The following is a 17,158-nucleotide window of genomic DNA, read 5'->3' on the forward strand; positions in this document are numbered from 1 at the left end:
CAGGCTCCTGACGTACAGCACTAGGGCAGACGCGAGAACCAGAGCAGCGATGCCAGGCCGGCCAGCAGGGCCACGGCCAGGGCGATTCCCGCCACCAGATTGGTGATCTCGCGTTCCTCGGTGGTCCAGCCGATCGACGACTGGAGATCGGAGTACACGTCGCGCAGTTCCTCGTCGCTCTCCGCGGCGTAGAAGGAACCGCTGGTCGCCTCGGCCAGTCCCCGCAGGGACTCGGTGTCGGCGGGGACCGGGATGGACCGGCCTTCGATGTCGACCGTGCCCTCCGGTGTTCCGTAGGCGATCGTCGAGACCGGTACGCCGGCCTCAGTCGCCGCCTGGGCGGCCTCCTCGACGGGTCGGCCGGAGGTGTTGCCACCGTCGGACAGCAGCACGATCCGGGTCGGCGGCGGGTCCTCGGCCGCATCGGCGTCCAGCGACCGGACGGCCTGCAGGCTCGTCATCACGGCCTCCCCGATCGCGGTGCTGTCGGTCAGGGTCAGCCCGTTGATCGCGTCGACGGTGGCCTGGTGGTTGGTGCTCGGCGGCGTCACCACGTTCGCAGTACGGGCGAACGAGACCAAGCCGACGTTGAACTGCTCGGGCAGGTCGTTCACGAACTCGGTCGCGGCCTGTTTAGCTACCTCGAACCGGTTCGGCTCGACGTCGGTGGCGGCCATCGAGTTCGAGATGTCCATCGCCACCACGACGGTCGCCCGTTCCCGCGGCACCCGGACGTCGGTGACGGGCCGGGCGATCGCGATGGTGAGGACGGTCATCGCGGCCAGGAAGGCCAGTGCGGGCGCATGCCGTCGCCAGCCGGGCCGCTGCGGTGCCACCTTCTCCAGCATCGGCAGCGTCGCGAACCGTACCGCGTACTTGCTGCGGCGGCGTTGTGCGACCAGGTAGGCCACGACGAGCGCCGCGACCACCAGCAGCAGCCAGAGCCACAGCGGTTGCTCGAATTTCATCGGATACCGGTCCTCCCTCGAGGGGTTCGGCGAGTGTTGGCCCGGCGGCGTGCGGTGGCGAAGGCCGCCACGTCGCGGACCCAGTCGGTGTCGGTTCGCAGTACCAGGTGGGCCGCGCCGGCGGCCCGGATCGCCTGGGCGGTCTGCGCGCGTTGCTCGGCCATCGCCGCGGCGTACCGCTCGCGCAGCCGCTTCCTGCCGGTCTGGACCTCGCGTCGCCGGCCGGTCTCGGGATCGACCAGCGTCAGCAGGCCCACTTCGGGGAGCTCGAGCTCACGGGGGTCGAGGATCTCGACGGCGATCACCTCGTGCCTCGCGCCCAGCCTGCGCAGCGGATCCGCCCAGCCCTCGCCGTGGAAGTCCGAGGCGACCACTCGCAACCCGGGCCTGGGATGCTCGCGGTTGAGCCGGGTGATCGCGTGGCCGAGATCGGTGACCGGGTGCTCCCCCGGCTCCGGCCGCGGCAGGGACAGCAGCGTGCGCAGGGTACGCCGCAGCGCCGCCACTCCGCCGACGTCCGGGATCCGCCTGACTTCATTGCCCAGGGCAACACGTACGCCGAGCCGGTTGCCGGGGCGGTCCGCGAGCAGCCCGACGGCTCCGACGACGGCGACGGCCAGATCCCGCTTCTCGCTGAGCGCGGTGCCGAAGTCCATGCTGGCGGACGCGTCCACCAGGGCCCAGGTCTCCAGCTCCCGCTCGGCCAGCGGCGCCCGGACGTGCGGTTCGAGCGAGCGGGCCGTGACGTTCCAGTCCATCCGGCGGACGTCGTCCTGGCCGGCCTGGTACGGCCTGGCCTCGTTCGGCTCGCTGCCGGGACCGCTGCGCAGGCCGGTGATGTCGCCGTGCAGGAAGCCCTCGAGCTTCCGCTTCACCGACAACTCCAGCGAGCGCAGCGCCCGCTCCCGCCCGGCCAGCAGGTCCGGACCCGTCATGCCGCCGACCCCTGGACGCCGACCCCGCCGCTCGGGTCGAACCCACCGGTGCTGTTCACGCCCGGACCGGGTGGCGTGTCGTCAGCCGGTACGACGTGCGGTTGCTCGACGGCGTGCACCACCCTCGACACCACCGCGCGCGGGTCGACCCCGTCGGCGAGCGCGTCGAACGTCAGCACGAGTCGATGCGCCATCACGTCGTGCGCCACGTCGTACACGTCAGCCGGCAGCACGTAGTCCCGGCCCCGCAGCAGTGCGAGGGCGCGACCGGCTGCCACCAGGCCGAGCGTGGCCCGCGGGCTCACGCCGAAGTCCAGCACCCCGCCGAGATCGTCGATCCCGTACTGCTGCGGAGCCCTGGTCGCGTGGACCAGCCGGACGACGTACTCCGCGACGGCGTTGTGTACGAAGACGTCTTCCGTTGCCTCCTGCAACTCACTGACCATCGCGGGCGTGAGTACTGCGTTGGCGTGCGGCCGGTGCGAGCTCATCCGCTGCAGGATGGTGAGTTCCTCCATCGGTGTCGGATAGTCGACCGTGATCTTCAGCAGGAACCGGTCCCGCTGCGCCTCGGGCAACGCATAGACACCCTCGGACTCGATCGGGTTCTGGGTCGCGAGCACCAGGAACGGCTCGGGCAGCGGGTAGCTGACCCCGCCGATGCTGACCTGGTTCTCGGCCATTGCCTCGAGCAACGCCGACTGCACCTTCGCCGGCGCCCGGTTGATCTCGTCGGCGAGCACGAGGTTCGCGAAGATCGGGCCGAGCTCGGTGTCGAAGCCCTCGGCGGACGGCCGCCAGATCCGGGTACCGACGATGTCGCCGGGGACCAGGTCGGGGGTGAACTGCAGCCGGGCGAACCGGCCGCCGATCACCTCCGCGAGGGTCCGGACGGCGAGCGTCTTGGCGACGCCCGGAACACCTTCCAGCAGGCAGTGTCCGCGGGCCAGCAGGCCGACGAGCATCCGCTCCACCAACTGGTCCTGGCCGACGACGACCCGCTTCACCTCGAAGAGGGCGCGCTCGAGCACTGCGGTCATGCGTTGCCCTCCGGGTCGGCCTGGCTCTGCTCAGGCTGGCTCTGCTCGGGCTGGGTCGGCTGGGACCCCTCGGTGCCCGGGCTCTCGGTGCCTGAGCCGTTCTTCTCGGGGCAGTCGCGGCCGTCGCGCTGGGCGCCGCTGCCGTTCTGGCCCTGGCCGGGCCCGGTGCTCGGGTCGGCGCCGGGACTCGGGGTGGTCGCGCCGTCCTCGATGGTGACGTAGCCCTGCTCGGGCGCGGGGTCGTTGCCGGCCGCATACGCGATGCCGCCGACGCCGAGCGCGGCGGCGGCGACCGTAGTACCGAGCAGGAGACGTTTGCCGGAGAGGTTCATGCCAACTCCTTCTGACTGAGGTTGATGGGGTTCAGATCATCAGGAGGGCCCGAAAACGACCGGAAAGCAGAGCGAAAGTCCGCCGAAAGAGCTCACCGGGACTTGCGGTCCGCACGGCTACCTTGGTCTCGTGCGATTACTGGTGGTGGAGGACGAGGAAGGTCTGGTCAGCGCGCTGCGCTCGGGACTGGGCCGGGCCGGCTATGCCGTGGACACCGCGGAGAACGGCGCCGTGGCGATGGAGAAGCTCGCGACCACGGCGTACGACCTGGCGATCCTGGACATCACCCTGCCCGACACGAGCGGCCTCGACCTGTGCCGTGCGGTACGGCGAGGCGAGATCGAGGTGGCGTCCGGGCGGGAGTTGCGGGTGCTGATGCTGACTGCGCGGGCTTCGCTGGCGGACCGGGTCCGGGGGCTCGACGAGGGCGCCGACGACTACCTGACGAAGCCGTTCGCCCTGGTGGAGTTGCTGGCGCGGATCCGCGCGCTGCTCCGGCGGGACGTGACGAACGGGACCACCCAGTTGCACGTCGGCGACCTGGTGCTGGACAGCTCGCGCCACCTCGCCACCCGCGCGGGCCGGGAACTGCCGCTGACGTTGAAGGAGTTCGGCGTACTGCGGTATCTGATGTCGCGGCCCGGGCACGTCGTGTCGGCCGAGGAACTGCTCGAGCACGTGTGGGACGAGAACGCGGACCCGTTCACCCAGAGCGTCCGGGTGACCGTCGGGACGCTGCGGCGCAAACTCACCCTGGAGGGCGAGGATCCCTTGCTGGAAACGGTGATCGGGCGCGGCTACCGGCTCAGAGGTGACACATGAAGCTCCCACCGTGGACCCAGACGATCCGCTTCCGGCTCACCGTCGCGTACTCCGCCGTACTGATCGGCCTGTCGGCGCTCGTGCTCGGCGGCCTGTACTTCGCGCTGTCGGCCTATCTCGATCCGACGCCGCTGGACCCGATCACGGTCAACAAGGTCTACCGCGACCACGAGGGCAACCTGAAGGCCAAGCAGGGCCAGACCTTCCAGGCCGCGGAGTTGTCGAGCATCGAGTCCGCGGTGAACTACAAAACCCTGCAGACGTTGAGGAACTACTCCGCCGCCGGGATGGGCGCGCTGTTCCTCGTCAGCCTCGGCACCGGCTGGTGGTTGTCCGGTCGCGCACTCCGGCCCGTCCGGCAGATCACCGCGACGGCGCAGGACATCTCGGCCACCGACCTGTCCCGGCGGATCGCGCTGCAGGGACCGCGGGACGAACTGCGCAACCTGGCCGACACCGTGGACGACATGCTCGGCCGGCTGGAGTCCGCCTTCATCGCCCAGCGGCAACTCGTCGACGACGCCTCCCACGAACTGCGCAACCCCCTGGCGGTGATCCAGGCCAACGTCGACGCGGTACTGGCCCACGACGACACCCCGCCGGACGATCGCGCGCAGGCGACCGCGATCGTCAGCCGCGCGATCCAGCGGATGACCCGGCTGGTCGAGGACCTGCTCGCGTCGGCCCGCCGCTCGTCCCCCGCCTTCGTCGACGCCGACGTGGACCTGGCCGCGATCGCTGGTGAGGCCGCCGAGGAATACGCCCTGCTGGCGGCCGATCGCGAACTCCACCTGGTACGCCGGCTCGCGCCCGGCCCGATCGCCGCCGGAGATCCTCAGGCACTCCGCCGGGCGGTGGACAACCTCCTCTCCAACGCGGTCCGGCTGGCTCGCGGCGGCAGCGAACTCGTCCTGGCCGTCGGAAGCCGCAACGGCTGGGCCTGGATCGCCGTCCGCGACGAGGGCCCGGGCATCGCCGACGAGGACGCAGACCGCGTCTTCGACCGCTTCTTCCGCTCAGGTCAACGCCAACCACCCGCGGCCGTCGCCTCGACCGGCCAACGCCGAGCCGGCCTGGGCCTCGCCATCGTCCGCCAGATCGTCGAATCCCACGGCGGCTCCGTAGCCCTCCACTCCGAACTAGGCATAGGCAGCACCTTCACCCTCTGGCTCCCCGAACGCTCCCTGACCAACACCACCCGCCGAACCCCCACACCCCCCACCGAAGACCCCCTCGGCCCCCGCCACTGAACCGCCTGGCGGAGGTTCGCAGGTCAGGTCCTGGGCCAGAGCTGGACTACGCCGAAGTAGACAAAGAAGACAGCACCGACGAACCACAGGCCACCAAGCCAATAGTCGAGGCCCCAGTCGGCCGCCTGCATCCGGTACGGATTCTCCGGGTCGTAGACGACCTGAATCTCCTTCCCGACCTCGGCGTCCAGATAGTTCACCGTGTCGTTCTCGATGGTCTGCCCAGCCTTGGTCACATAGCGGACGTCGATGCGCGTCGTCTTGCCTCCGTGCTCGTCCAGCACCGTGGCGGTCACCACTTCTCCACGCTGGTCGAGCCAGTACGTGTCCAGATTTTCAGCGACCCCGAGGCCGGTGAGGACCAGCGCCGCCACAAGGCACATGACGCCATCGACGTTGAAGGCGAACCGCCGCTTGCGTCGGTTCGCCCGATTCGTCTGCTTCACAGCAAGTCGACGTCGACCGCCGCCTGCGCGTTCCGTCGGGTCAGGACCCGTCTCTGTTCGCGGCGAGCAATGGGCGAGTGCCGGCTAGTACTGCGGCGTACAGCTCGCGAACCCTCGCTGCCTCGGTGTCGGTCATGGTTGAGGATTCGGGTTTTCCAGAGGCTACTTCCCAGGTGGGGAGCTTGCCGGTGAGGGCCCAGGTGGCCTGGCGGGCGGCGCCTAGCGCCACGTATTCGCCTGGTTCTGGCAGGACCACCGGCGCACCCAGCAGAGCGGGAGCAAAGGCCTGTACTGCGCGGGAGCGGGCTGCTCCGCCCAGGAGGAGGATGCGGTGAACGGGGATGTTCTGGGCGCGGAGGGCATCCACAGCGTCGGCCAGGCCGCAGAGCATGCCTTCCACGGCGGCGCGGGCCATCGTGGCGGGTTGTGCCGTCGCGCGGGTGAGGCCGTAGATCAGGCCGGTTGAATGCGGCAGGTCCGGGGTGCGCTCGCCGTCGAGGTACGGGAGCATCACGAGGCCTGCGCTGCCGGATGAGTTGAGGGCAGCAGCGTCGAGTTCGGCGAGGTCCATGCCGACCAACCGGGCCGTCGCCGACAGGACGCGAGCCGCGTTCAGGGTGCAGACCAACGGCAGGTAGCCGCCGGTGGCGTCGGCGAAGCCGGCGACGAAACCACTCGGGTCCGTCGTCGGCTCAGCGCACCTGGCGAACGCGGTGCCGCTGGTTCCCAGGGAGACAGCGACGTCGCCGGGCTGGAGATCCAGGCCCAGGGCGGCGGCCATGTTGTCGCCGGTGCCGGCGGCCAAGGCGATGCCGGTAGACGTCCGGCCGACGATCTCGGCGGGGTCGGCGACCCGTGGCAGGGTCAGCGGCCGGCCGAAGGCGAGCTCGACCAGATCCGGTCGGTAGGAGTTGGAGGTCGGCGACCACCAGCCGGTGCCGGAGGCGTCGCCGCGGTCGGTGGTGAGGTCTTCGATGCCCGAGCGATCGGCGGCCAGCTTGTGGGTCATCCAGTCGTGCGGCAGCGCCACAGCCGCGGCCCGGGCCGCGGCATCCGGGGCAGCGCTGCGAACCCACCGCAGCTTCGTGACGGTGAAGCTCGGCACCGGCACTGAGCCGGTGGCGGCAGCCCAAGCCTCGGGACCGCCGAGCTCCGAGACGAGCTCCTGGGTCGCGTCGGCCGAGCTCGTGTCGTTCCAGAGGACTGCCGGGTGGACGACGTCACCAGAGCCGTCCAGCAGGACCATGCCGTGCTGCTGACCTGCTACCGAGATCGCCTCGACGCCGTCGAGCAAGCCGTCGGACGCGATCTCCCACGCCTTCCACCACTCGGCCGGATCGACCTGGGTGGCGTCGGGATGCGGCGCGCGGCCCTCCCGCAGTACCTCGCCGGTGGCGGCGTCGACCACAAGGACCTTGGTCGCCTGGGTGGAGCAGTCCACTCCGGCGACCAGTCTCTGCTGACTCATGTTGGGCCCTTCTTCTCAGAGCGGCAGGCTCGAGCCAACGGTAACCGCACCCACCCAGCCGTCAGCGGGCCAGGTCTTCGAGGGTCGCCCGAGCGCCGCGCTCGTGCAGCGAGGCCAACGCCGACGTGTAGGCCCGCACGAAGCGCTCGTCGTCGGCCAGGTCGCCGAACAGGTCCCGGTCGGAGATGAAGACCAGCGGATCCTCCCGGTTCCGCTGCGCCCGCTCGACCAGCCTGTCGCGCAGCCGATCCACCACCTCGATCGGCTCGCCCTGCTCGTCGGCGCCTTCGGCGTACCGGGCCCAGGCGGCGACGACCAGCGCGGCCCGCTCGATCCCGCGACCCGCGGCGAGTTGCTCGCGAACGACGGGCAGCAGCCACTTCGGGATCCGGTCCGAGCTCTCCGCGCAGAGGCGGGCGAGCGTGTCGCGCACCTCCGGGTTGGCGAACCGCTCGATCAGCTGGTGCTTGTACCGGTCCAGATCGACGCCCGGCACCGGCGGCAGCGTCGGCGTCGCCTCCTCGTCCATGTAGGCGAGCAGGAAGTCCACGAACAGCTTGTCCTGGCACACCTCGTGCGCGTAGCGGTAGCCGGCCAGGTACCCCAGATAACAGAGCGCCTGGTGGCTCGCGTTCAACAGCCGCAGCTTCATCAACTCGTACGGCTCGACGTCGGTCACCAGTTGCACGCCGACGTCCTCGAACGGCGGCCGGTCCCCGCCGAAGTCGTCCTCCAGCACCCACTGGGTGAACGGCTCGCAGACCACCGGCCAGCCGTCCTCGATGCCGAACTCGTCCGCCAGCGCCTCCTTGTCGGCATCCGCGGTGACCGGGGTGATCCGGTCCACCATCGAGTTCGGGAACCGCACGTCGCGCTCGATCCAGTCCGCCAGCTCGGGGTCCTTCAGCCGCGCGAACGAGGTCAGCATCTTCTTCGCCACGTGCCCGTTGCCCGGGATGTTGTCGCAGGACATCACGGTGTACGCCGGTACGCCGGCCGCCCGCCGCCGGGCAAGCCCCTCGACCACCAGCCCGAACGCACTCGTCGGCACCACACCCGGTTCCAGGTCGTGCTGGAGGCCGGGATCGTCCGGGTCGAACTCACCGGTCACCTGGTTGACGTGATATCCGCCCTCGGTGATGGTCAGCGACACGATCCGGGTGGCCGGGGCCGTCATCCGCGCCAGCACCGCCTCGGGGTCGTCCGGCGCGTACAGGTACTCGATGATCGAGCCGATCACCCGCGGCTCGAGCGTCCCGTCCGGGTGCTTGATCACCAGGGTGTAGAGCCCGTCCTGCGCCTGCAGCACGTCCCGCATCCGCTGGTCCGCCGGCATCGTGCCGACCCCGCGGATGCCCCATTCGAGCGCTCTGCTGTCGTTCATCAGCCGGTCCAGGTACATCGCCTGGTGGGCGCGGTGGAACCCGCCGACGCCGAAGTGCACGATGCCCGGGCGGACCGCAGTACGGTCGTACTCCGGCATGGCCACCTGGTCGCTGAGGGCACCTATCTTGGCCTGGCTGAGCATCTGGGTCACTTGACGGCCCCCAACGAGAGTCCGCGGACGAGCTTGTCCTGAGCCGCGAAGCCGGCGATGAGCACCGGGAGCGACACGAGGGTCGCGGCCGCGCAGAGCTTGGCAAGGAAGAGGCCCTGGCTGGAGATGAATCCCACCAGGAAGATCGGGGCCGTCGCGGCACGCACCGCGGTGAGGTTCACCGCGAACATGAACTCGTTCCAGCTGAAGATGAAGCAGATCAGGCTGGTGGCCGCGAGCCCCGGCATGGTGATGGGCGTGATGATCGAGACCAGGGTGCGGATGAAGCCCGCACCATCCACCTGTGCGGCCTCGAGGATCTCGACGGGCACCTCGGCCAGGAAGGAGCGCATCATCCACACCGCGATCGGCAGGTTCATCGACGTGTAGAGGATGACCAGCGTGAACACGTTGTCGAGCATCCCGAGATACTTGACGATCAGGTAGATCGGCAGCAGTGCGGCGATCAGCGGCAGGAACTTGGTGGACAGGAAGAAGAACATCACGTCCGTCCACTTCTCGACCGGCCTGATGGACAGCGCGTACGCCGCCGGCACGGCCAGCACCAGCACCAGCAGCGTCGAGACGATGCTGGCTGTCGCCGAATTGATCAGGTACGGGGCGATGTCACGGTCGAACAGCGCGCTGTAGTTGGAGAAGGTGATGGGTGCGAAGGGCGACGGCGGGTTGGTTGCCGCGTCGGCCTCGTCGTGGAACGAGGTGAGCACCATCCACGCAACGGGCAGGAAGAAGAGCAGGGTGACGATCCAGGTGCCCACCGCCCACCACGGGGAGACGGAATTGCGGGGGTCGTCCCGGCGCCTGCGCCGGCGGCCGCGCTGGTTGGTCACGGGCCTCTCGGTCTGAGGTTTGTCCACCACGGTGGTCATCGGGAGACCTCCTCCTGGAACAGGGACGAGATGGTGCGCAGCGCGAAGGTGGCGACGATGATGGTGGCGATGACGGTCACCACGCCGGCGGCAGCAGCCTCGCCGTACTCGTACTTGCGGAACGTGGTCAGGTAGATCTCGTACGGCAGGTTGGTCGTGGCCGAGCCAGGTCCACCCTGCGTGATCGTGAAGATGGCGTCGAACGTCTGCAGGACGTAGATCGAGCCGAGAAGGGCGGCGAGCTCGATGTACTGCCGCAGGTGGGGCAAGGTGATGAACCGGAAGGTCTGCAGGCTCCCGGCACGGTCGATCTTGGCGGCCTCGAGCACGTCGCCAGGTTGCGACTGCAGCCCGGCCAGCAGGATCAGCATCATGAACGGTGTCCACTGCCAAACCAGAGCGGCGATCACCGAAGGCATCGGCCAGCGTGACACGTAATCGATCGTCGGCCCCTGGTCGGCGCCGAAGAGTTGCCAGATCCAGTTGAGGACACCGTTGAACAGGCCGTAGTCCGGGTTGTACAACGCGTGCTTCCAGAGCAGCGCCGCGGCGACCGGCATCACCAGGAACGGGGCGATCAGGAGGGTTCGCGCGAGCCCGCGGCCCGGGAATCGCTTGTCCAGGAGGATCGCCAGCAGCAGCCCGATCAGCACACTGATCACCACCACCGATGTGGTCAGCACGACGGTGTTGACCACCGCGTTCCTCAGCCGGGCATCGCTGAACACGGTCGCGTAATTCTTCAGGCCGGCGAACGACTGGTATTCCCCCAGTCCCAGGAAGCTCTTCTCGCCGGGTTGCAGGATGTTCCAGTGCAGGGTGGAGATGGCGATCGTCAGCAGGAACGGGATCTGGGTGATGATGATGGTGAAGATCAGCGCGGGGAGCAGCGGACCCCTTCGGCGCCATTTCTCGCGGCTGGTACGAGGCTGGGTCATGCCGGCGGGGGCCGAAGTGGCCAGAGCAGCCATGGTTCCTCCAGGTGAGATCTCACGGATCGCAAGGTCCCGAATCGGGGGCGAACCGGATGCACCGGTCCGCCCCGAGCGGGTCTACTTCTGCTTGCCTGCCACGTCCTCGGCCAGCTTCTGGCCCTTGGCGAGCGCCTCGTCGACCGTGCCTCGGCCGGCGATGGCCGCGGCGACGTCCTGGGTCACCTTGGTGCCGAGGTCCTGGAACTCCGGGATGTCGACGAACTGGATCCCGACCGTCGGCCGGGGCTGCACGCCGGGGTTGGTCGGGTCGACCTCCTGGATCGAGTTCAGCGTCATCGCACCGAATGCGGCGGCGGCCTTCTTGTACTCCGGGATCTCATAGGTGCTGGCCCGCTTTCCGGCCGGGACCCGGGACCAACCGAGCTTCTGGCCCGCCAGCTGCTCGTAGCCCTTGCTCGATGCCCAGAGCATGAACTTCGACGCGTCGTCAGCCTTCTTCGTGGTCTTCGGCATCACCCACGCCCAGGTCCACAGCCATCCGGAGGTCTTGGTCTTCACCACCGGGGCGAAGACGTAGCCGACCTTGCCGGCGACCTTGCTGACGCTGGGGTCCTCGAGCGAACCGGCGGCCGAGGTGGCGTCGTACCACATCGCGACCTTGCTCTGGCTCATCGCGTTCAGGCACTCGGTGAAGCCCGCCTGCGAGGCGCCCGGCTCGCCGTGGGCCTTGACCAGGTTGACATAGAAGTTGGTCGCTTCCTTGAACTCCGGGGAGTTGACCTGCGCCTGCCAGTCCTTGGTGAACCAGGTGCCACCAAAGGTGTTGACCACCGTGGTCAGGGCCGCGCCCAGCTCGCCCCATCCGGGCAGACCGCGCAGGCAGATCCCCTTCATGCCGGGAGCCGCGCCGTCGACCTTCGCGGCCATGTCGGCGACCTGCTGCCAGGTGGGACGCTCGGGCATCGTGATGCCCTTGCTCGCGAAGATGTCCTTGCGGTACATGAGGAACGACGACTCTCCGTAGAAGGGCAGGCCGTAGAGCTTGCCGTCCTCACCGGACAGGGATTGCACCATCGGCTTGAGCAGGTCGGCCTTGTCGAAGCTGGTGTCGGCGTCCGCGTAGGAGCCGAGCTCGTGCAGCCAGTCGTTCTTGGCCCAGATCGGCACCTCGTAGGCGCCGACGGTGGCGACGTCGTACTGACCGGCACCGGTCGCGACGTCCTGCGTCACCTTGTCACGCAGCTCGTTCTCGGGCAGGACGGTGTAATTCACCTTGATGCCGGTGTCCTTGGTGAAGCTGTCGGCGGTGAGCTTCTGGATGTCGACCATCTGCGGGTTGCCGACCATGAGGACGTTGATCGACTTCGCCTCGCCGCCGCCACCGCCGCCGCCACCACCGCCGGCGCCCGAGCAGCCAGCCAGGGCCAGCCCAACAACCGCCGGCAGCGCCAACGCGATGGTCCTCCCCCTCGTGAACTTGCTGCGCATAGCTACCTCCACGTCTTCTCGGGCATGGTGCTCCGTCCGCTCAGATGAGCATGACCCTGCTCATGTATGAGTCAACTGGCGCGCGAGCGCGTTGTCAAGAGTCTGTGCAACACTAGGGCGCAGGCATGCTCATATGAGCGGGGAGGTCAAATGGAGCCCAGCACCAACACCTACGGGCCGTCGCAGCTCGTCCTCACGGCGTCGATCGCGCGCCGGTACTACGTCGACGGCCGGTCCAAGGTCGAGATCGCCGACGAGTTCCGGCTCAGCCGGTTCAAGGTGGCCCGGCTGCTCGACCAGGCCCGCAGCAGCGGGATGGTGCGGATCGAGATCAGCCACCCCGGCGCCATCGACCTCGACCTGTCGGCCCGGCTGCAGGAGCGCCTCGGGCTCCGGCGGGCGATCGTGGTGGACACCCCCGAGGAGGATCCCGCCGCGCTGCGGCTCCAGCTCGGCAAGGCCGCCGCCGACCTGCTCACCGAGATCGTCACCGCCGAGGACGTGCTCGGACTGGCGTGGGCCCGGGCCGTCACCGCGATGACCGAGCAGCTGACGTCGCTGGCTCCGGCACCCGTCGTCCAGCTGACCGGCGCGCTGACCCGACCGGACGTCGAGGCGAACTCGGTCGAGCTGGTCCGGAACGTGGCCAAGCTGTCCGGCGGACCGGCGTACCTCTTCTACGCGCCGCTGGTGGTGCCGGACGCGGCCACCGCCCGGGCGCTGCGGCAGCAACCCGAGGTGGCCGACGCGATCGGGCACTTCGACTCCGTCACCAAGGCCGTGGTCGGGCTGGGGTCGTGGGCGGCCGGCCAGTCGACGCTGTTCGACGCGATGGACGAGAAGGCCTGCGACCAACTGCAGCGTCGCGGGGTCGTGGCCGACATCTCCGGGGTGTTCGTGAACGCCGACGGCGAGCCGGTGCAGAGCCGGGTCACCGACCGGGTGATCGCGATCAACGCGGCACAGATGGACGCGATCGACGAGGTGATCGCGATCCCGTACGGGATGGCGAAGGTCGAGGCGGTCCTGGCCGCGGTGCGGAGCGGGCTGGTCAACGGCATCGTCACCCACGGCCCGCTGGCGAAGGCGCTGCTCGGCGAGACCGACTGAACCGCGATGCCCGCCGTCGAGACCGTGCTGGTCGGTGGCACCGCCAACCGGGGACTGGTGGTGCGCGTCGGCGACACCGTACGCCGCCCGCCACGGCCGAGTGGCCCCGCCGTGCAGGCGCTGCTGGAGCACCTCCGCCGGGTGGGGTTCAGCTCCGGCCCCGACGGCGGTGCGCCGATCTTCCTCGGGGTCGACGAGCAGGGGCGCGAGGTGTTGTCGTACCTGCCGGGCGAGACGGTCACCGCGCCGTACCCGGCCTGGTCGATGACCGACGAGGCGCTTGCCAGCGTGGCGGACCTGCTGAAGCGGTACCACCAGGCCGTCGCGGACTTCGACCCCGACGACCACCCGTGGGCGGAACCCGTGCCCCCGGAGTACGTGACCGACCTGGTCAGCCACAACGACCCGAACCTCGACAACATCGTCTTCCGGGACGGCGTGGCCGTGGCTCTGATCGACTTCGACCTGGCCGGCCCGGGCTCGGCCCTGTGGGACGTCGCCGCCGCGATCCGCCTGTGGGCACCCTTGCGCCCCGATCCGGACATCACCGATGCCCGCCACGGCCGCGTCCTGACTCGCCTGCGCCGGTTCGCCGACGCCTACGGCCTGGACGAGGCGGACCGCACCCGGCTGATCGAAGCCGCCGCCGCGAACCACACCTGGTGCATGGACTACGTCCGCCGCGGCGCCGAAGCCGGCCACCCGTGGTTCCGCCAACGCTGGACCACCGGTGAAGCGGACCTCACCACCCGCACCGACCAGTGGTTCGAAACCCACCACACGTCCCTCCACCGGGCGCTCTTCACCTGACCTCGAGCCATCGCGGAGCCCCAGGTGAGGAAGAATGGCGCCGGTGAGCGCGCGGGTGGTGTTGTTGGCGGGGCCTTCGGGGGCCGGGAAGTCCCGGCTGGCCGAACTGGTGAGGCTGCCGGTGGTCCGGCTGGACGACTTCTACCGGGACGGCGACGACGCCGCGATGCCCCGGTCCCCGCTGGGAATCGTGGACTGGGACGACCCGGGCTCCTGGGACGCTGACCGGGCGGTCGCAGCGCTGGAGACCCTTTGTACGACGGGGTCCGCGGACATGCCGGTGTACGACATCGCGGTGGACGCGACCGTCGGGCATCGGCCGGTGGTGACGGACGGATCACCGCTGGTGATTGCCGAGGGCATCTTTGCCGACCAGATCGTCGGAGCGCTGCGCGAGCGTGGCCTGCTGGCCGCGGCGATCTGCGTCTACCACCACCGTCTCGTCACCTTCGTCCGCCGGTTCCAGCGCGATCTGCGGGAGCACCGCAAGCCGCCGTTCACCCTGCTGCGGCGCGGGTTGCTGCTGCTGAAGGACGACCCGCGGGTGGTCAAGCGCTGCATCGACGCCGGGTGCGAACCCCTGCATCCGAAGCCGGCCCGGCACCGCATCACCGCACTGCTGTCGGCTGCCAACGCTGAGTGATCCCGGCGGGCCTGATCTCGCTCTGTGTGTCCGCGGATTGGTCAGGATTTGCCTGGTGTTCACCTTGGTCTGGTGGGCTCTCGCCCTCACCCCCTGGACTGGCGGAGGAATCGTGAGGCGTCACGCGCCTGGTGTTGCCGCTGTGCTGTACGTCGGAGTGCTGGGCGTCGGAGTGCTGGGTCTGACCGGGTGCGGGGGCAACGCGGGGGGCACCACCACGCAGGTGCAGGTCGCGCCCGCCGCGCCGACGGCTGCTCCCAAGGCTGTACCGAGTAGCAGCCTGGCGCCCCTGGTGGTCGTACCGGGCGGCTATCTGAAGGGCTCCGCAGCGGATCCTGAGCAGCTGAGCGGGCCGTTCACCGCCGAGTTGTACCTCGACACCCTGTCGCCGATGCCCGCGGTGGACCGGGCGCTGCTGCTGAACGCGTCCTTCACCGAGGGATACCAGGTGTTCCGGGTCAGCCCGGACCGGCAGAAGCGCTTCACCCTGCAACTGTTCAGGACCGGCTCCAGGGCGAAGGCGGCCGACCTCCGGCAGGGCTTCTGGAAGCAGGACGTGCACAGCCACTCGTTCGCCGTACCGGGTGTTCCGGGAGCGTTGACCGACGCCCGGGTGGAAGTGGTCGGCTCGTCGGACCAGATGGAGGCGGTCGCTCAGACCACCTTCGTCGTCGGCACTCTCGTCGTCGACCTCACCATCCGCCAGACCGGCAGCCTGCAGAACACTCCCATCCCCGACACCGCGCTGATCACCACCCTCGCCAAACAGCAGAAAGACCGGCTATCCCGCAAGTCCGGCTGAGTCCTGCCGGCCTCGCGCTCAGGCGGTGATGCGGTCGATCACCAACGGCGTCAGGGTGTGGGCGGAGGAGATCTGGATTGCGTCGGCCAGGGACTCCAGGGCACGGTCGAAGCGTCTGGTGTCGTCCGCGTGCAGGGTGAGCAGTGCCTGACCCTCGGAGACCTGATCACCCGGCTTCGCGTGCATTTCGACGCCTGCGACCGCGGAGACCGGGTCTTCCTTGCGAGCGCGACCGGCGCCCAGGCGCCAGGCGGCAACACCGACAGCCAGGGCGTCCAAACCACTGAGGACACCTGTGGATTGCGCCTTCACCACGTGCTTTTCCGGGGCCACCGGCAGGTCGGCGTCCGGGTCGCCGCCCTGGGCGGAGATCATCCTGCGCCAGGCATCCATCGCAGTACCGTCGCGGAGCTTCTCGGCCGGATCGACGTCCGTGACGCCGGCCGCGGCGAGCATCTCGGCGGCCAGGGCCACCGTCAGCTCGACGACGTCGGCGGGCCCGCCACCAGCCAGCACCTCGACGGATTCCCTGACCTCCAAGGCGTTCCCGGCGGTCAGGCCGAGCGGCGTCGACATGTCGGTGAGGAGGGCGACGGTCTTCACGCCGGCATCGGTGCCCAGGGCAACCATCGTCTCGGCCAGCTCGCGGGCGTCGGCCAGGTCCTTCATGAACGCGCCGGTGCCGACCTTCACGTCCAGCACCAGCGCACCGGTGCCCTCGGCGATCTTCTTGCTCATGATCGAGCTGGCGATCAGCGGGATCGCCTCGACCGTCCCGGTCACGTCACGCAGCGCGTAGAGCTTCTTGTCGGCCGGGGCCAGGCCGTCGCCGGCCGCGCAGATCACCGCGCCGACGTCCTCGAGCTGGTGCATCAGCTCGTCGTTCGACAGCGCTGCGCGCCAGCCGGGGATCGACTCCAGCTTGTCCAGCGTGCCGCCGGTGTGGCCGAGTCCACGGCCGGACAGCTGCGGCACCGCGACGCCGCAGGCCGCCACGAGAGGGGCCAGCGGCAACGTGATCTTGTCGCCGACGCCACCGGTCGAGTGCTTGTCCGCGGTCGGCCGGGACAGCCTGGCGAAGTCCATCCGCTCCCCGGAGGCGATCATCGCCGCGGTCCAGCGGGCGATCTCGCGCCGGTTCATCCCGTTCAGCAGGATCGCCATCGCGAGCGAGGACATCTGCTCGTCCGCGACCGCCCCGCGGGTGTAGGCGTCGATCACCCAGTCGATCTGCTCGTCGCTCAGCTCGCCCTTGTCCCGCTTGGTCCGGATCACGTCGACGGCGTCGAAGGACATCACTTCTCCAGGTTTTCGGGGCCGAAGGCGTCGGGTAGTAGCTCACGCAGGGGACGGCTGCCGCCGGCGGACTCCAGCAGCAGGTTCGGACCGCCGTGCTCGTGCAGCAGTTGACGGCACCGCCCACACGGAGTGAGCAGTTCCTCGTTGTGGTCCACGCAGGTGAACGCGACCAGCCGGCCTCCCCCGGTGCTGTGCAGCGCGGATACAACCCCGCACTCCGCGCACAGCGTCAGCCCGTAGGACGCGTTCTCCACGTTGCATCCGGCAACGATCCGCCCGTCGTCGACCAGCGCCGCCGCCCCGACCGCGTAGCCGGAGTACGGCGCATAGGCGCGCCGCATGGCGCTGACCGCCGCCTGCCGCAGCGACGGCCAGTCCACCG

The 17,158-nt window shown here is 69.4% G+C and carries 18 protein-coding genes; 6 read left to right on the forward strand and 12 right to left on the reverse strand.

Features of this window, described 5'->3' with window-relative positions:
* Positions 1 to 20 precede the first annotated feature (20 nt).
* Genes EV644_RS03885 through EV644_RS03900 form a run of 4 tightly spaced genes read right to left on the reverse strand, consistent with a single transcriptional unit; the run spans position 21 to position 3,275 of the window.
* Positions 21 to 968 (reverse strand): VWA domain-containing protein, encoded by a 948-nt coding sequence (locus EV644_RS03885; protein WP_132186921.1) that lies wholly within the window; start codon positions 966 to 968, stop codon positions 21 to 23.
* Entirely contained in the window at positions 965 to 1,903 is a 939-nt protein-coding gene (locus EV644_RS03890) for a DUF58 domain-containing protein (protein WP_132186920.1), read from the reverse strand. Before EV644_RS03890 ends, EV644_RS03885 begins: the two co-directional genes overlap by 4 nt.
* Positions 1,900 to 2,943, reverse strand: a complete 1,044-nt coding sequence (locus tag EV644_RS03895) for an AAA family ATPase (protein ID WP_132186919.1) — start codon at positions 2,941 to 2,943, stop codon at positions 1,900 to 1,902. The genes EV644_RS03890 and EV644_RS03895 overlap by 4 nt, the downstream gene beginning before the upstream one ends.
* Positions 2,940 to 3,275, reverse strand: a complete 336-nt coding sequence (locus EV644_RS03900) for a hypothetical protein (RefSeq protein WP_132186918.1) — start codon at positions 3,273 to 3,275, stop codon at positions 2,940 to 2,942. Before EV644_RS03900 ends, EV644_RS03895 begins: the two co-directional genes overlap by 4 nt.
* 130 nt (positions 3,276 to 3,405) lie before the next feature.
* Here EV644_RS03900 and EV644_RS03905 point away from each other — a divergent pair, with 130 nt between their 5' ends.
* Both EV644_RS03905 and EV644_RS03910 read left to right on the forward strand, forming a co-directional pair.
* Entirely contained in the window at positions 3,406 to 4,098 is a 693-nt protein-coding gene (locus tag EV644_RS03905) for a response regulator transcription factor (protein ID WP_132186917.1), read from the forward strand.
* Complete coding sequence (locus EV644_RS03910; protein WP_132186916.1) at positions 4,095 to 5,348, forward strand: sensor histidine kinase; 1,254 nt, start codon at positions 4,095 to 4,097, stop codon at positions 5,346 to 5,348. Before EV644_RS03905 ends, EV644_RS03910 begins: the two co-directional genes overlap by 4 nt.
* Positions 5,349 to 5,371: 23 nt before the next feature.
* Here EV644_RS03910 and EV644_RS03915 read toward each other — a convergent pair whose 3' ends face one another.
* From EV644_RS03915 to EV644_RS03940, 6 genes are all read right to left on the reverse strand, one after another.
* The gene (locus tag EV644_RS03915; RefSeq protein ID WP_132186915.1) at positions 5,372 to 5,794 is read right to left on the reverse strand and encodes a DUF3592 domain-containing protein; all 423 of its coding nucleotides are present in this window, start codon (positions 5,792 to 5,794) and stop codon (positions 5,372 to 5,374) included.
* Between the two features lie 40 nt (positions 5,795 to 5,834).
* Entirely contained in the window at positions 5,835 to 7,262 is a 1,428-nt protein-coding gene (xylB, locus tag EV644_RS03920) for a xylulokinase (RefSeq protein WP_132186914.1), read from the reverse strand.
* 61 nt (positions 7,263 to 7,323) lie between these two features.
* Positions 7,324 to 8,790 carry a mannitol dehydrogenase family protein gene (locus EV644_RS03925; RefSeq protein ID WP_132187605.1) on the reverse strand — a complete coding sequence of 489 codons (1,467 nt, stop codon included), beginning with the start codon at positions 8,788 to 8,790 and terminating at the stop codon, positions 7,324 to 7,326.
* 5 nt (positions 8,791 to 8,795) lie between these two features.
* Complete coding sequence (locus EV644_RS03930) at positions 8,796 to 9,689, reverse strand: carbohydrate ABC transporter permease (protein WP_132186913.1); 894 nt, start codon at positions 9,687 to 9,689, stop codon at positions 8,796 to 8,798.
* Positions 9,686 to 10,660, reverse strand: a complete 975-nt coding sequence (locus tag EV644_RS03935; RefSeq protein WP_132186912.1) for a carbohydrate ABC transporter permease — start codon at positions 10,658 to 10,660, stop codon at positions 9,686 to 9,688. Before EV644_RS03935 ends, EV644_RS03930 begins: the two co-directional genes overlap by 4 nt.
* Positions 10,661 to 10,741: 81 nt before the next feature.
* The gene (locus EV644_RS03940) at positions 10,742 to 12,112 is read right to left on the reverse strand and encodes an ABC transporter substrate-binding protein (protein WP_132186911.1); all 1,371 of its coding nucleotides are present in this window, start codon (positions 12,110 to 12,112) and stop codon (positions 10,742 to 10,744) included.
* Between the two features lie 150 nt (positions 12,113 to 12,262).
* Here EV644_RS03940 and EV644_RS03945 point away from each other — a divergent pair, with 150 nt between their 5' ends.
* The 4 genes from EV644_RS03945 to EV644_RS03960 all read left to right on the forward strand — a co-directional run bounded on the left by EV644_RS03945 (position 12,263) and on the right by EV644_RS03960 (position 15,477).
* Entirely contained in the window at positions 12,263 to 13,222 is a 960-nt protein-coding gene (locus EV644_RS03945; RefSeq protein WP_132186910.1) for a sugar-binding transcriptional regulator, read from the forward strand.
* 6 nt (positions 13,223 to 13,228) lie between these two features.
* Positions 13,229 to 14,032: a phosphotransferase gene (locus EV644_RS03950; protein WP_132186909.1), complete on the forward strand. Its 804-nt coding sequence runs from the start codon at positions 13,229 to 13,231 to the stop codon at positions 14,030 to 14,032.
* 43 nt (positions 14,033 to 14,075) lie between these two features.
* Positions 14,076 to 14,675 (forward strand): uridine kinase family protein, encoded by a 600-nt coding sequence (locus EV644_RS03955; RefSeq protein ID WP_199239620.1) that lies wholly within the window; start codon positions 14,076 to 14,078, stop codon positions 14,673 to 14,675.
* 112 nt (positions 14,676 to 14,787) lie between these two features.
* Positions 14,788 to 15,477 carry a hypothetical protein gene (locus EV644_RS03960; protein WP_132186907.1) on the forward strand — a complete coding sequence of 230 codons (690 nt, stop codon included), beginning with the start codon at positions 14,788 to 14,790 and terminating at the stop codon, positions 15,475 to 15,477.
* An 18-nt stretch (positions 15,478 to 15,495) separates the two neighbouring features.
* Here the strand turns inward: EV644_RS03960 and EV644_RS03965 are convergent, their stop codons facing one another.
* Together EV644_RS03965 and EV644_RS03970 are read right to left on the reverse strand one after the other, a co-directional pair.
* Entirely contained in the window at positions 15,496 to 16,773 is a 1,278-nt protein-coding gene (locus tag EV644_RS03965; protein WP_132186906.1) for a thymidine phosphorylase, read from the reverse strand.
* The gene (locus EV644_RS03970; RefSeq protein WP_255511265.1) at positions 16,773 to 17,156 is read right to left on the reverse strand and encodes a cytidine deaminase; all 384 of its coding nucleotides are present in this window, start codon (positions 17,154 to 17,156) and stop codon (positions 16,773 to 16,775) included. Before EV644_RS03970 ends, EV644_RS03965 begins: the two co-directional genes overlap by 1 nt.
* Positions 17,157 to 17,158: the final 2 nt, after the last annotated feature.

The organism is Kribbella orskensis, assembly GCF_004342085.1.
Taxonomy (GTDB): domain Bacteria; phylum Actinomycetota; class Actinomycetes; order Propionibacteriales; family Kribbellaceae; genus Kribbella; species Kribbella orskensis.

Excerpts from the sequence above, each read along its gene's own strand:
- EV644_RS03935 (WP_132186912.1), bottom strand. The coding sequence starts at position 10,660 with ATGGCTGCTCTGGCCACTTCGGCCCCCGCCGGCATGACCCAGCCTCGT.
- EV644_RS03930 (WP_132186913.1), bottom strand. The coding sequence starts at position 9,689 with ATGACCACCGTGGTGGACAAACCTCAGACCGAGAGGCCCGTGACCAAC.
- EV644_RS03900 (WP_132186918.1), bottom strand. The coding sequence starts at position 3,275 with ATGAACCTCTCCGGCAAACGTCTCCTGCTCGGTACTACGGTCGCCGCC.
- EV644_RS03890 (WP_132186920.1), bottom strand. The coding sequence starts at position 1,903 with ATGACGGGTCCGGACCTGCTGGCCGGGCGGGAGCGGGCGCTGCGCTCG.
- EV644_RS03885 (WP_132186921.1), bottom strand. The coding sequence starts at position 968 with ATGAAATTCGAGCAACCGCTGTGGCTCTGGCTGCTGCTGGTGGTCGCG.
- EV644_RS03945 (WP_132186910.1), top strand. The coding sequence starts at position 12,263 with ATGGAGCCCAGCACCAACACCTACGGGCCGTCGCAGCTCGTCCTCACG.
- EV644_RS03895 (WP_132186919.1), bottom strand. The coding sequence starts at position 2,943 with ATGACCGCAGTGCTCGAGCGCGCCCTCTTCGAGGTGAAGCGGGTCGTC.
- EV644_RS03925 (WP_132187605.1), bottom strand. The coding sequence starts at position 8,790 with ATGCTCAGCCAGGCCAAGATAGGTGCCCTCAGCGACCAGGTGGCCATG.
- xylB (WP_132186914.1), bottom strand. The coding sequence starts at position 7,262 with ATGAGTCAGCAGAGACTGGTCGCCGGAGTGGACTGCTCCACCCAGGCG.
- EV644_RS03950 (WP_132186909.1), top strand. The coding sequence starts at position 13,229 with ATGCCCGCCGTCGAGACCGTGCTGGTCGGTGGCACCGCCAACCGGGGA.
- EV644_RS03965 (WP_132186906.1), bottom strand. The coding sequence starts at position 16,773 with ATGTCCTTCGACGCCGTCGACGTGATCCGGACCAAGCGGGACAAGGGC.
- EV644_RS03940 (WP_132186911.1), bottom strand. The coding sequence starts at position 12,112 with ATGCGCAGCAAGTTCACGAGGGGGAGGACCATCGCGTTGGCGCTGCCG.
- EV644_RS03910 (WP_132186916.1), top strand. The coding sequence starts at position 4,095 with ATGAAGCTCCCACCGTGGACCCAGACGATCCGCTTCCGGCTCACCGTC.